Genomic DNA, 14,373 nt, shown 5'->3' with positions numbered 1-14,373 from the left:
GAATGCGACCAATAGGTGATAGTCGGGCGTAATATTTAGGGGTAACTCACCATCGTTACCGGATGTGCGGCGACAAGGGAGTAAACCAAGTAAATCACGTTTTAGGTGTCGAAAGTAGCCGTCTGGACTCCAAGATTCACGACTATTCCGAGCACGATAAGGCGCTTTTATTGCGTGATAATCGTGTTGGGTTAGCTTATGGAGCTTTTCTGAATATGAGTAATGGGCTATTGAGAATTGCTGATTTTGCGTTGCAAGTATTTGCCCTGAAAACAGGGTGAGTGATAACAAAAGCAAAAGGCGAAATACGTGAACCAAAACTAACCCTAAAACACTATGGAATCGATATTCGTTTGCTGCCTGAAGGTGGCGCTTGCGTATACTAACGACTTGCTGAAAGGATGAACAGTTTTTTGTCGCATTAAAAAAGGGAGCGTATCCGCTCCCTTTTCAACATTAGGTCAAGAAACCTTAAGCGCTAGCATAGATAACACTGCCACCTTTAATAGTGTCGATGATTTCTCGTGATAGCTTCTGTGGCAGAGCGGGGCAACCCCAACTGCGACCAAGATAACCATTCTTCTTAATAAAAGAAGGGTTCGCGTAGTCCGCACCATGAACCACGATGTAACGTTCTCGTGCTTTATCGTTCACCCCTGATGTCAGTCCATCCAAGCGAAGCGAATAACCGTTAGAACCATAGTATGTGGTATCGGTTAAAAATGTTCCCAGGGAAGTCTTACGAGAGTTCACAACATTAGAGAACTTCGTTGCAGTCTTCTTGCCGCTGTTTACGCCGTGAGAGACATAAGTGTTAAAAATGAGCTTCTTCTTGTCCAAATCGACCACATAAAAGCGTTTTTCAGTAGATGGTTTACTGTAATCGATGATGGTCAAAAGTGGCTTTTTGCGATCTGAGGTTTTCTTATAAGCTAAGAACGCATCATTGAATAAACTGAAGTCAATGACGCCTTCCAACTTGGCTTCTTTATATGTCTTTTCAACAAGTTGTTTAGTGGCTTTCGTTTCCGTCGCTTTACCTGAATGATGAGCAAAGGCAAAAGGAGAAACTGCCAACGATGTCCATATCAATAATAATAATAGCTTTTTCATTTGTACTAAATAAAACTCTTGGTGCAACAAATTTAGTGATTGCTTCGTGCAGTCACTAATACAGCATGTACATCAATTTAATTCTATTCTCAATGTTGCCTATTATGCGTAGTGACACCTATTACTCAAATATACTTTGTATTTAGTAAAGATAATCCAACTAACTGGCTGAATTTAATCAACATTGAGAGGTTAATCGATGACTTTAAAAATCTTCAGAACAAATACTAGCTGATTTGGCTAATTAATAAAACTGCGTTTACCAACATTTACTGAGCAGGATATTTAATAAAACATCGTTTAATTATAGTTTGAATAAAAATGTTGTTTTAATTCAATGGACTTATTTCTAACTGGGCATTCGACAAAAATTTTTTAGACTGTGATCCTAGTCGTAACAAATCATGACTGAATAAAGGTTAATGTATTGATAGCGACTATGGATTGCTGAGCATATTCAACCAAACGGCCAGCTAGATTGTTGTATATCGTCAAGTTATTCGTGTTCACCATTCACATCATCCAAACTTTTTGTGTTAGCGTGCTATAAAACCGTTAGCAGAAGGCATTGAAGATGGAAGTTCATGAGTGTGTATCATTTATCCTAGTTAAGGGTGATCAAGTGTTATTAGAAACACGATCGAAGGATAAGGACTCTGACCCAGGTATGATTGCAATACCTGGTGGGCATATGGAGAAAGGTGAAAGCCAACCAATGACATTGCTTAGAGAGCTAGACGAGGAGTTAAATATCAAACCGCAAAGGTTCGGGTATTTGTGTTCTTTATATCATCCAACCACAGAGCTTCAATTGCTTCATTACTATGTAGTCACTGATTGGGTGGGCGATATTCAGAGCTTAGAAGCAGAGTCTGTCAATTGGTATCCAATAATAAATGCGCCTGTTGCTACGGAAGTGGATCGCATCGCCTTAAGTGAATATCAAAGATTACAGAGTGTATTAAAATCGGTATTTAATAATGGGTGCTCAATAAATAATATTTGTGGATAGTTATAATATTTTTAATTTAAAAATAAAACGGAAGTCATATTAGAAATGAAACGTTGCTGAAGAAGAAATTAAGTAAATTATAAAATGTTGACCAGAATAAACTTTTCTTTCAGCAAGTTATGTTAGTTTCTGCAAAAGCTGAACAAAAGCTAAATAAACAAGGAAGAAAATGAAAACGATAGGCTTGATTGGCGGCATGTCATGGGAGTCCACCGCGCACTATTACCAAATCATAAACCGTGAAGTGAAAGCTCGCTTAGGCGGCTTACATTCCGGAAAAGTCTGTCTGTACAGTGTCGATTTCGCCGAAATTGAAACGTTGCAACACCAAGGTCGTTGGGATGATACTGCAATCATTCTCGCGCAGGCTGCAAAATCAGTGGAAGCGGGCGGTGCAGATTTTATTTTGATTTGTACGAATACGATGCACAAAGTCGCAGACCAAATTCAGCAGGCTGTCAATGTACCGCTTGTTCATATTGCCGACACGACCGCAGAGAAGCTGGTGGCGGATGGCATTAAGAAGGTTGGTTTGCTTGGTACGCGCTTTACCATGGAGCAAGACTTCTATAAGCAGCGACTTATCGATAAATTTGGTGTTGATGTTGTCGTTCCGGGGTCAGATGACCAGACGATTATTCATAACGTTATCTACAACGAACTGTGTAAAGGCGAAGTGCGCGATGATTCGCGCCAACACTACCTTGCGATTATTGAGAAACTGGTGGAACAGGGGGCTGAAGCCGTCATTCTAGGTTGTACTGAAATAGCGATGTTAGTTGAACCTCACCACACTGACGTCAAGCTTTATGACACAACGGAAATCCACGCGAAAGCAGCGGTAGAAAAAGCTCTCGACTCAAAGTGAGACTTCGCTTAACAGGCTTAATCAGATCAACGAGCTCAAGGAAGAGTGATGAACTATCGATGCGGGCAATGCCGCCAGTTTACTCGTCAAAAACATAGCGCTGATATTTGCGGTGCATGGGGGCATCCAACTGATGCAAAACGTCCAGCTTGTGACTATTTTATGCCAACCGTTAGCGCAAAAGAGCGTGTCGCTTCTTCAATGAAAACCAAAAATGGCTAAGTCTTTCTCATTAATTGAGAATTTCTTAGCCAATCAGTACGCTCTGGTTAATGCAAACGATTGCTCGATTTGGGATGTGTTGTATAATCTGCGTCGCGTCACACTTTGGTGACACGTATTACATTTCAGGATTCCTATGTTGAAGAAATCTCTTGCTCTAATGCTTGCTGCGTACTCACTGCCTTCCGTTGCAGGCTCGACCATCGGCATTGTCGGTGCGATGGATGTCGAAGTTGAAGCGCTATTGCCAAAAATCCAAAACCAACAAGTAAAAAAAATTGGTAGCCATCGCTTTTACACGGGTGAGTTAGAGGGTAAAACCGTTGTCGTGACAAAATCTGGCGTAGGTAAAGTCAATGCAGCGATGACGACAACCCTTCTGATTGAATCTTTCGGTGTGGACCAACTGATTTTCACGGGCATTGCTGGTGCAAGTGACCCGAAATTGGATCCGCTAGACGTGGTCGTTTCTACGCGTTTGGTGCAACACGATGTGGACCTGACAGCATTTAACATGCCGAAAGGCTTGCTGCCTGATTATGAAGAGCGCTACTTCTACGCTGATAAAACACTGCAAAAGTATGCGTTCGATGCCGCGGTTGACACACTTGGGAAAGAAAGTGTTTATCGAGGCATAATCGCATCAGGTGACCAGTTCATCGCGAGCAAAGTGAAGGTAACCGGCATTTACCAAGAATACAACGCGATGGCGGTAGAAATGGAAGGCGCAGCACTAGGCCAAGTCGCAGACGCTTTCAATGTACCTTACGTGGTGATTCGCACTATCTCTGATAAAGCGGATGGCTCAGCAGATGTTGTGTACTCAGATCTGAAGAAAGCTACCGCAGATAACTCTGCAAACATTACACTGAATATGCTGAAACGCATGTAATTGAAAATAGGTCAGGTAAGCTTTTACTAGCCGCAATAGGTCGAAAAGCAGCACTTAGCGCGCTGCTTTTCGTTTGCGGTATGTTTTACCTACTAAGCGATATGTGTGCTTTTAAATGGCTGATCATTAGCGGACTTCCACCAATGGCCGAGCTGTTGTTTGTTCATCGGCTTACCAAATAAATAACCCTGCATAAAGTCACAGCGGTAAGATGAAAGCCATTCGTGCATGACGTTATGCTCAATGCCTTCTGCCGTCACTTTCTTATTCTGTGCGTGGCACAGCTCTATAATTGGTTTAATGACATGACCATTATCGGTGTTCATTAAGGTCAACAAGAACTCTCGGTCAAATTTGATTTTCTGTACTGGGTACTGCACTAGTTGTGTCAAAGAAGTATAACCAGATCCAAAGTCGTCTATTGCCAGTTTGTAACCCAGCTTCGATAACTCATCGAGTAGGGCAGTACCTTGCTTGTCAGACGCGAAAGTTTCGGTAATTTCTAGCTCAATACAGCGCGTAGGCACACCATTCTGTGTGGCTTTTTCATGGATGAATTCTGCCATCGACAGCGAGTTCAGTTCCGCAGACGATAGGTTGATAGACAAAATAATGTCTTTCCCAAAGATGCTTTTCAGCTGATGGTATTCTGCCATAGCATTCGCGAATACCCAGCGGTCAATCTTTTCGAACAAACCAGTTTGTTCAGCAATAGGGATGAACTCGTTTGGTGGTACTGAGCCGATCCCTTCTGCTTCCCAACGTAATAGGACTTCCAAGCCTTCTATCTCGTTGGCATTACTATTCATGTATGGTTGGAAAACAAGATGAAACTCTTCTTCAACGTTGGCCTTGCGCAATGCGCGTTCAATTTGGCTACGACGTTGAGCCTCGATATTGAGCGCTGCAGAGTAGTAAGCGTATTGGTTTTTACCCGCGCGCTTAGCTTGGTACATTGCCGCGTCTGCACTAGACAAGAGCTTAGCGATATCACCACCATCTCTTGGATATTGAGCGATACCCACGCTGGCTGTCACCGGAAACGAGTTTTTTGCTGACTGAGTTAAGTTATTAATTGGCTTGAGCAACTCCGCGGCAAACAGATCGGGCAATTCGCTGTTTTCTTGATTTGAGCTGAGTAGGATTGCAAATTCATCACCGGATAAACGTGCCCCGAAACATGGGCTATTGTACTGCTGAGTGAACTTCTGGCACGCATTTCGGATGTGTTTGGAGAAGACCTGCAATAACTTGTCACCCAGTTCGTGACCGTATTTGTCGTTGACGTATTTAAAGTTATCTAGGTCGATATAAATCACCCAAAGCTGCTCTGAGGGTTCTGCCAGCTCTTGGCTTGCAAGCTCATGGAAGCGGTGGCGATTAGCCAGTTGAGTTAAGTGATCAGTTTCCGCTAAACGCTTAGTTTTGTGGTAGACGTTGTTCAGCTCTTCGTACATATCAAAGAAGCGGGAAGAAAGGCGCCCAATCTCATCATCAGTATCGAGCTTTTCAATATTAGTGCGTTTGTTGGCTTCGATTTCTCTCAGCTGTTTGTCTAGCCTAGAGACTGGACTCAGAACATAGCGGTACAGGACTAAGACAATCAAAGTAATGGTACAAAAAGATGCGATACCAAACGACAATGCCAGCTCTAACCAGACCTTATCGACCTTATTCCACATCAGATATTCTGCTGGCGATAAAATGGCATAGAAGTGAGGCAGAAACTGGATGGTTTGAGCAAGGGGAATATCTAAGATAATCGGCTTTTCTGAAAACGTAATCACGCTGTGCGTATCAAACTCAATCTCATGCTTGATGTCATTAAACGCTTCGAGTGAGACAGACACGATAACAAAGAAAACATTTTGTGGGTCGAAGCTTAAAGGGTGCTCTCCGGTACGTTTATCAAACAGCTCGTATTGCAATAGAATGCTCTGTCCGCTGCTGTTGTAAATAAAACCGGTATGGCTTACGTCTCCATTGGTTTTAAAGCTTTTGTCGACATACTCAAGGATCTTGGGGTCGACTCGACCGTTTGATTCGTAATATTGATTTTCGGTGTAGTAGAGAAGGTCTTGCCTACCGTCGAGGATCGCCATGTTTGCATCCCCTCGATACCCGTGACTGAGTACCTCGACGGTTTCATCCAAACGTTTGAACAGTTGCCTCTCACGATAGCGGTTATCATGATTCACAAAATAATCTTGCAGCACCTCGCTTTTACTCAAGGTGTAGGCATAGCTGTTAAGAAAAATATTGGCTTGGCGAAACTGACCAGCTAGCTTTTCCATTTGTAGCTGGATATAGCTGTCTTCCCTTTTGATTAGCGTGACTTTTTGAATGCTATAGATGATGTAACTCGACACCAGCGCGCTAATTAGAATGACAGGGGCGACAAGCAAAACGACTCTGTTGCTTAATTTCATGTATTTCTTACTTTCCGTTTGTGTCCTTACAAACGCTTCTAACCTAATGGTTTTTACCAGTTGGTTCTCACCTAAGGTATCGAACGGATGATGATACTTTCCTTGTATTCGAGGAAATTGTAAGGGTGTGTTTTTCGAAAGTCAGTGAGGTTTCCGATATTTGTGATGTCGTGTGAGGTTTTTTCATGTTCATAGGTACCACCGTCTCATAATTTGAACAGATTGTTCCAGTTGAAAACACGCTAACTAATTTGTTCGGTTTATGAATTCAGATTGATAACGAACGGAAAGATAATTTTTCCTCGTGTAAAAATGCCATCGAAACGTTTCGATAGTGAAGTGTGACCTCAATATCTTTTTCTTAATCAGTTAGCACTCAATTACGGATCATTCTCACACCTTATCGATCTGTGACTGGTCAATTCTTTTTGGCGTTCTATTATTGCATCGAAACGTTTCGATGAGTGTTTTGTCAATATAGAAATCAATCCAAAAGACACACTCACTGTTGTATGAACGTGTAACCGAAAGGTCGATGAGATGAAAAAAAGTACCCTAATTAACTCAGAAATTTCTTACTTGGTGGCGACGTTGGGTCATACCGATGAAATCACCATTTGTGACGCGGGCTTGCCAATCCCTGACCATGTTCAACGCATTGATTTAGCGTTGACTCATGGCGTTCCTGGTTTCCTTGATACCGTTCGCGTGATTCTGTCTGAGTCCCAAATTGAAGGGGTCATCATTGCTGAAGAATTCGCAAAAGTTAGCCCTGTTCACCATGATGCGCTGATCACTGAGCTAGCAAAAGAAAGCGAGCTAACGGGTAAGCAGATCGCGATTAACTATGTGTCGCATGAAGCTTTTAAAGCTCGCACAGAACAAAGCCGCGCTGTCGTTAGAACAGGCGAGTGCACACCGTATGCGAACGTAATTTTCCAAGCTGGCGTGGTGTTTTAAGCCACAACTAATTGAGGACAAATTATGACTCAAGCCATTCTACAACTCAGCGACATCGAGAAAGCCTTCCCGGGCGTTAAGGCGCTGGATAAAGCCAGCCTTAATGTCTACCCGGGTCGTGTGATGGCGTTGATGGGCGAGAACGGGGCAGGTAAGTCGACCTTGATGAAAGTGCTAACGGGCATCTACCACATGGATGCAGGAAGCATTAAATATCAAGGTCAGCCAGCCGCGTTTAAAGGTCCGCGTGACTCTCAAGAAGCAGGCATCAGTATTATTCACCAAGAATTGAACTTGATCCCGGAGCTGACGATTGCTGAAAACATCTATTTGGGTCGTGAATTTACTGGCACGATGGGGCGTATTCAGTGGAGCAAGATGTACGAAGAAGCAGACAAATTGCTTCAGCGCCTTAATGTAAAGCACTCTTCAAAAACATTGCTTGGTGATTTAAGTCTTGGTGAGCAGCAAATGGTGGAGATTGCCAAAGCGCTGTCTTTCGAATCCAAAGTCATCATCATGGATGAGCCAACCGATGCACTAACCGACAAAGAGACGGAATCGCTGTTTAAAGTGATCAACGAGCTTCGCGACCAAGGTTGCGGCATCGTCTATATCTCACACCGCCTGAAAGAAATCTTCGAAATCTGTGATGACATTACTGTGCTACGTGATGGTAAGTTCATCGGCGAGTGCGAGGTTAAAGACACCAACGAAGACGGACTCATCGAGATGATGGTTGGTCGTAAGTTGGAAGAGCAATACCCGCGTATCGATGTGAAGCACGGCGATGTTTGCCTTGAAGTGATTGGCTTGACTGGTTCTGGTGTTCACGACATCAACTTCACCCTTCAACGCGGAGAAATCCTTGGTGTATCGGGCTTGATGGGCGCAGGTCGTACTGAGTTGATGAAAGTGATTTACGGCGCGCTACCAAGTGAGCGTGGCGTCATCAATTTAGACAACAAGACCATTAACCCGGTTAGCCCACAAGATGGCTTGGCAAACGGTATTGCTTATATCTCTGAAGACCGTAAAGGCGATGGCTTGGTGCTGGGGTTATCCGTGAAAGAGAACATGTCTTTGTGTGCGTTGGATAAGCTCACCAAAGGCTTCCAAATCCAACATGGCGAAGAAGTGGTAGCGGTGCAGGACTTCATCAAGCTTTTCAACATCAAAACGCCAACCCGAGACCAAATCATTGGCAACCTTTCTGGTGGTAACCAGCAGAAAGTGGCCATCGCAAAAGGGTTGATGACCAAACCTAAAGTTCTGATTCTAGATGAGCCAACTCGCGGCGTTGACGTAGGCGCGAAGAAAGAAATCTATCAGCTAATCAACAAATTTAAAGCCGACGGCATGAGCATCATCTTGGTTTCATCTGAGATGCCAGAAGTGCTAGGCATGAGTGACCGCATCATGGTAATGCATGAGGGTCGAATTACTGGCGAATTTGATGCGAAAGACGCCGACCAAGAAACACTACTCGCTTGTGCCGTAGGCAAGAAGATCAATGAGGAAGCAGCATGAGTACTAATACCATGAGCAAACCAAACGAAACGGGCAGCAAGAAGCTGTTCACCAAAGAATGGCTGATTGAGCAAAAGTCACTGATCGCATTGATTTTCTTGATTGTTGTTGTGTCATTTTTGAACCCGAACTTTTTTACGGTAGACAACATTCTTAATATTCTTCGTCAAACCTCAGTTAACGCGATCATTGCAGTTGGTATGACGCTGGTTATTTTAACTGCTGGCATCGACCTAAGCGTAGGTTCTGTACTTGCACTATGTGGTGCCTTCGCGGCGAGCATGATTGCACTAGAAGTGCCAGTGCTTATCGCGGTTCCAACAGCATTGTTCGCTGGTGCAGCTCTAGGAGCGATCAGCGGTATCATTATTGCCAAAGGTAAGGTTCAAGCCTTTATCGCAACGCTGGTTACCATGACGTTACTACGCGGCGTAACCATGGTTTACACAGACGGTCGTCCTATCTCTACGGGCTTTACTGACACAGCAGACGCATTTGCATGGTTCGGTACAGGTTACGCTCTTGGTATCCCAGTTCCTGTTTGGTTGATGGTGATTGTCTTTGCTGCAGCTTGGTATCTGCTGAACCATACTCGCTTTGGTCGCTACGTGTACGCACTTGGTGGCAACGAATCAGCAACGCGCCTTTCTGGTATCAATGTTGACCGTGTGAAAATCGGTGTATACGCCATCTGCGGTATGTTGGCAGCGCTTGCAGGCATCATCGTGACGTCTCGCCTGTCTTCGGCGCAGCCAACAGCAGGTATGGGCTACGAGCTAGATGCTATCGCGGCGGTTGTTCTTGGCGGTACCAGCTTGATGGGCGGTAAAGGTCGCATCATGGGTACCTTGATTGGTGCTCTGATCATCGGCTTCCTAAACAACGCGCTGAACCTACTCGATGTTTCTTCCTACTACCAAATGATTGCGAAAGCAGTGGTTATTTTGCTAGCAGTACTGGTAGACAACAAAAACAAGTAATCCATAACAACTAATACAATAAAGCTAAATCCTGAATACAAACCGAGCCAGAGGACGTGTGCTGGCTCACCCTACACAAAGGACTAGAACGATGAAAAAACTCGCAACTCTTATCTCTGCTGCTCTTCTTTCTTCAACCGTATCGGTAGCGGCGCAAGCTCAAGATACCATGGCGATTGTAGTTTCTACGCTAAATAACCCGTTCTTCGTAACGATGAAAGACGGCGCAGAAGCGAAAGCGAAAGAACTGGGATACGACTTGATTGTACTGGACTCGCAAAATGACCCGAGTAAAGAACTATCAAACATCGAAGACCTGACGATTCGTGGCGTAAAGGCGATTCTGATTAACCCAACAGATTCAGACGCTGTGTCAAACGCGATTCGCATGGCGAACCGTTCTAAGATCCCCGTGTTGACACTTGACCGTGGCGCGAGCCGTGGCGAAGTAGTGAGCCACATCGCTTCTGACAACGTAGTTGGTGGTGAAATGGCGGGTCACTACATCATGGAAAAAGTAGGCGAGAAAGCGAAAGTCATCCAACTAGAAGGTATCGCAGGTACGTCTGCAGCGCGTGAGCGTGGTGAAGGCTTCATGACAGCAGTGAAGGGCAGCAACATGGAGCTACTAGCAAGCCAACCTGCTGATTTTGACCGTACTAAAGGTCTGAACGTAATGGAAAACTTGCTTGCAGCGAACCCAGACGTACAAGCGGTATTTGCTCAAAATGATGAAATGGCATTGGGTGCGCTTCGTGCAGTACAAGCATCAGGTAAAGACGTACTTATCGTTGGCTTTGACGGTACTGACGACGGCATTGCTGCTGTTAACCGTGGCAAGCTCGCAGCAACTATCGCACAGCAACCAGATCTTATTGGTGCGTTGGGTGTAGAAACTGCAGCGAAAGTATTGAAAGGCGAGAAGGTTGAGGAGTACATTCCTGTTCCGCTTAAAGTCGTGACTAAGTAAGTTTAACGCCCGACTCAATGATTCTTCTTTGCTGAAGTAACGGAATGACCCAATGAATGTGTTGGGTCATTCCAAACAACGAAAGCGGTACGTTAGAAAATGAAATCTCGTTGAATCGTAATACGCTTACGCTTTTTCAAAGAGCGTAAACCTATTACTCCTGTTCAAATATAAAGGGTTCATTCAGAACCGAGGATAACCGTATGAATAAGTTAGTGGTGTTAGGTAGTGTAAACGCTGACCATGTTCTTCAAGTGCCTTCTTTCCCTCGTCCAGGCGAGACGCTGCATGGTCGCAACTATCAAGTTATCCCAGGTGGCAAGGGTGCCAACCAAGCTGTGGCGGCAGCTCGATTAAACGCAGACATCGGTTTTATTGCGTGTGTTGGTGATGATTCGTTCGGCATCAACATTCGTGAGAACTTCAAAATGGATGGCATCGATATCACTGGTGTGAAGATGCAGCCAAACTGCCCAACAGGCATTGCCATGATTCAGGTGGCGGACAGTGGTGAGAACAGCATTTGTATCTCCGCAGAAGCGAACGCAAAACTTACCGCAGAAGCGATTGAGCCTGACCTAGAGAGCATTCGTCAGGCAGATTACTTATTGATGCAACTAGAAACGCCAATGTGCGGCATCGAGAAAGCAGCGAGAATCGCGAAAGATGCCAAAACCAACGTGATTCTAAACCCAGCACCAGCTCGCGAACTGTCAGATGGATTACTGTCTTGCATCGATGTGATTACACCAAACGAAACAGAAGCGGAAGTACTCACAGGCGTGACGGTAACAGACGATGATAGCGCACAAGAAGCGGCAAACATCCTGCATTCGAAAGGCATTGAAATCGTCATGATCACGCTCGGTGCGAAAGGGGTGTGGTTGAGTCAAAATGGTCGCGGTGAAATCATTCCTGGCTTCCGCGTAGAAGCAACAGATACCACTGCGGCGGGCGATACGTTTAATGGGGCATTAGTCACTGGTTTATTGGAAGACTTACCTTTAGAATCAGCGATTAAGTTTGCCCACGCAGCAGCTGCGATCTCAGTAACTCGCTTTGGTGCGCAAACCTCCATTCCAACCCGTAAAGAGGTTGAGGAGTTCCTTGAACAACAATAATCAAAAGGAGAGATAGCATGGCAACGATGAAGGACATCGCAAAACTGGCAGGGGTTTCCACCTCAACTGTGAGCCATGTTATTAACAAAACTCGCTTTGTCAGTGAAGAGATCTCGGAACGAGTCAACAACGCTGCCAAAGAGCTCAATTACTACGCGCCGTCTGCTTTGGCACGTAGCCTCAAAGTAAATCGCACTAAAACCATTGGTATGCTGGTGACTACCTCAACCAACCCATTCTTTGGTGAAGTCGTAAAAGGTGTTGAGCGCAGTTGCTACCATAAAGGCTACAGCCTGATTCTGTGCAACACTGAAGGCGATAACGAGCGAATGCGTGAATCTATCAATACGTTGTTGCAAAAGCGCGTTGATGGCCTGATTTTGATGTGTTCATCGTTAGAAGGGGAGCGTATTGATGTCTTCGAACGTTACCCTGATATTCCGGTTGTAGTGATGGACTGGGGTCCTATGTTGTTCACCAGCGATAAGATTCAAGACAACTCACTTCGTGGTGGTTATCTGGCAGCGAAATACCTTATCGACTGCGGCCACAAAGAGGTAGGCTGTATCACCGGCCCATTAATTAAGCACCAAGCGCAGATGCGTTATGAAGGCTACAAACGCGCGATGCTCGAAGCAGAACTTGAGTTCAATGCAAACTGGATTGTTGAATCTGATTTCGAATGTGAGGGTGGTTATCAAGCCTTCAAGAAATGGTGGAACGTGGCCCGCTACCTAGCTCGATCTTTGTCTCAAATGACATGATGGCGATGGGCGTTATCAATGCAGCTAATGAACTCGGTATTCAAATTCCAGAACAGCTTTCTATCATAGGTTACGATGATATTCATATTGCGAAGTTTATGTCGCCTTCGCTTACCACGATTCATCAGCCCAAATACCGCCTTGGACAAGCCGCAGTAGAGACACTGTTACGCAAATTGGACGAGAAGTCTGATGAAGCTCAGGTTGTGCAATTAGAGCCGACATTGGTGGAGAGAAACAGCGTAAGGCTTTTAATTTAGTCAATAGACTACAGTTGCACATGTGATGTTTTGCTAGAAATTAGTAATCAATGATTTCTCTTTACCCATTAACACCTTAGTATCAACATTCATTATAAATACAAATGTTAATTATTTGATCGGTGGATTAGCAATATGTTGTCAAAGGGATACGCGAAGTTCTCGGTGAAGCACCCATGGTTTCATCGAATGAACGTCACTGTGGTTGCGTTTATTTTCTTGTTAAGTTGCTACCAGCTATTAGTGAATGAAGCTTTTGAATTCTCGATAGGTTTTGTTGTAACGCTACTCGCAACATTATTATTTGCTTCAGCATCTGCGTTCAAGAAACGTTACTCGGGGTTTGAGTCTTAAACCGCTAAAGCGTGGCGAATAAAACTGGGCACTTTAAAGCAAGTATTGATCTGATTTATGATCGGGTACATCGAAGGGAGGACAAATGTCCTCCTTTTTGTTTGCTGCGACACCATAAGATGAGCGCATCCCAAGCACAATAATAAAGGACATCTTCATGGACCTATTTGCCCTGTTAGACATCAACAATACCCTCGTAAACATTCCTATTGGTGATGGCTACGCAATGAGTTGGATCGAAGCCTTTGGTACGGTTTTCGGTCTGCTTTGTATTTGGTTTGCGAGCCAAGAAAAAACCATTAACTATTTGTTCGGTTTGCTGAATGTAACACTTTTCGCCGTTATCTTTTTCCAGATTCAGCTTTACGGATTGCTTCTGCTTCAATTGTTCTTCTTCTGCGCCAATATTTATGGTTGGTACGCTTGGACAAGACCAAATGCACAAGGTGAGACATTAGAGGTACGCTGGTTAAGCAAACAGAAGCTGATCGCGACAGGTTCTGTAAGCATTGTTGCGATTGCCCTATTAACCATCTATATCGATCCATTCTTTTTTGCGTTAGCTAACATTGCCGTTGATACGTTAAATGTGTTCGGTGCAGGTTTGTCTGAACCCGTGTTGGAGCCAGATGCTTTCCCATTCTGGGATGCAACCATGACCGTTTTATCTATCGTGGCGCAAATCTTGATGACACGTAAGTACGTTGAGAACTGGATTCTTTGGGTCGTAATCAACATCATCAGCGTTGGTATTTACGCAACACAAGGCGTGTACGCAATGTCGGTTCAATACGCGATTCTCATGTTCATCGCAGCAAATGGCACTAGAGAGTGGGCACGTAGTGCGAAACGCAATGGTGAGAAGACCCTAACTCAAGCGACAGCACAAGGTTAAGCC

The 14,373-nt window shown here is 44.5% G+C and carries 13 protein-coding genes and 1 pseudogene; 12 read left to right on the top strand and 2 right to left on the bottom strand.

All coding sequences use genetic code 11. The annotated features are described in order from the left end of the window. Positions 1-471: 471 nt before the first annotated feature. A complete protein-coding gene (locus tag KHO06_RS23150) occupies positions 472-1,113 on the bottom strand; it encodes a murein L,D-transpeptidase catalytic domain family protein (protein WP_038888350.1) in 642 nt (213 codons plus the stop codon). A gap of 574 nt (positions 1,114-1,687) precedes the next feature. Here KHO06_RS23150 and KHO06_RS23145 point away from each other — a divergent pair. From KHO06_RS23145 to KHO06_RS23130, 4 genes are all read left to right on the top strand, one after another. After that, positions 1,688-2,125, top strand: coding sequence for an NUDIX domain-containing protein (locus KHO06_RS23145; protein ID WP_212582617.1), 438 nt, complete (start codon positions 1,688-1,690; stop codon positions 2,123-2,125). Between the two features lie 169 nt (positions 2,126-2,294). Continuing rightward, a complete protein-coding gene (locus KHO06_RS23140) occupies positions 2,295-2,993 on the top strand; it encodes an aspartate/glutamate racemase family protein (protein WP_212582616.1) in 699 nt (232 codons plus the stop codon). 48 nt (positions 2,994-3,041) lie between these two features. Continuing rightward, a complete protein-coding gene (locus KHO06_RS23135; RefSeq protein ID WP_005431864.1) occupies positions 3,042-3,215 on the top strand; it encodes a hypothetical protein in 174 nt (57 codons plus the stop codon). 136 nt (positions 3,216-3,351) lie between these two features. Further along, positions 3,352-4,107, top strand: a complete 756-nt coding sequence (locus tag KHO06_RS23130; protein ID WP_005431866.1) for a 5'-methylthioadenosine/adenosylhomocysteine nucleosidase — start codon at positions 3,352-3,354, stop codon at positions 4,105-4,107. Between the two features lie 92 nt (positions 4,108-4,199). On the opposite strand, the gene KHO06_RS23125 is transcribed toward KHO06_RS23130, so the two are convergent. After that, positions 4,200-6,536, bottom strand: a complete 2,337-nt coding sequence (locus KHO06_RS23125) for an EAL domain-containing protein (protein WP_045458527.1) — start codon at positions 6,534-6,536, stop codon at positions 4,200-4,202. 540 nt (positions 6,537-7,076) lie between these two features. On the opposite strand from KHO06_RS23125, the gene rbsD reads away from it, so the two are divergent. The 8 genes and pseudogenes from rbsD to pnuC all read left to right on the top strand — a co-directional run bounded on the left by rbsD (position 7,077) and on the right by pnuC (position 14,370). Then, positions 7,077-7,496, top strand: coding sequence for a D-ribose pyranase (rbsD, locus tag KHO06_RS23120; protein WP_212582615.1), 420 nt, complete (start codon positions 7,077-7,079; stop codon positions 7,494-7,496). Between the two features lie 24 nt (positions 7,497-7,520). Then, positions 7,521-9,026, top strand: a complete 1,506-nt coding sequence (gene rbsA, locus KHO06_RS23115; RefSeq protein WP_212582614.1) for a ribose ABC transporter ATP-binding protein RbsA — start codon at positions 7,521-7,523, stop codon at positions 9,024-9,026. Next, entirely contained in the window at positions 9,023-10,006 is a 984-nt protein-coding gene (gene rbsC, locus KHO06_RS23110) for a ribose ABC transporter permease (RefSeq protein WP_005431792.1), read from the top strand. The genes rbsA and rbsC overlap by 4 nt, the downstream gene beginning before the upstream one ends. A gap of 91 nt (positions 10,007-10,097) precedes the next feature. After that, positions 10,098-10,976: a ribose ABC transporter substrate-binding protein RbsB gene (gene rbsB, locus KHO06_RS23105; RefSeq protein WP_038888341.1), complete on the top strand. Its 879-nt coding sequence runs from the start codon at positions 10,098-10,100 to the stop codon at positions 10,974-10,976. Positions 10,977-11,179: 203 nt separating this feature from the next. After that, positions 11,180-12,097, top strand: a complete 918-nt coding sequence (gene rbsK / locus KHO06_RS23100) for a ribokinase (protein ID WP_212582613.1) — start codon at positions 11,180-11,182, stop codon at positions 12,095-12,097. A gap of 17 nt (positions 12,098-12,114) precedes the next feature. Beyond that, positions 12,115-13,121, top strand: a pseudogene (locus KHO06_RS23095) (substrate-binding domain-containing protein). Positions 13,122-13,256: 135 nt separating this feature from the next. Then, positions 13,257-13,475, top strand: coding sequence for a hypothetical protein (locus KHO06_RS23090; RefSeq protein ID WP_043883456.1), 219 nt, complete (start codon positions 13,257-13,259; stop codon positions 13,473-13,475). Positions 13,476-13,632: 157 nt separating this feature from the next. Then, complete coding sequence (pnuC, locus tag KHO06_RS23085) at positions 13,633-14,370, top strand: nicotinamide riboside transporter PnuC (protein ID WP_005530599.1); 738 nt, start codon at positions 13,633-13,635, stop codon at positions 14,368-14,370. The last annotated feature ends 3 nt before the right edge of the window (positions 14,371-14,373 follow it).

Source organism: Vibrio sp. B1FIG11 (assembly GCF_905175335.1).
In the GTDB taxonomy this organism is placed as follows: domain Bacteria; phylum Pseudomonadota; class Gammaproteobacteria; order Enterobacterales; family Vibrionaceae; genus Vibrio; species Vibrio campbellii.
This window is presented reverse-complemented; position numbering and strand designations above follow the sequence as displayed.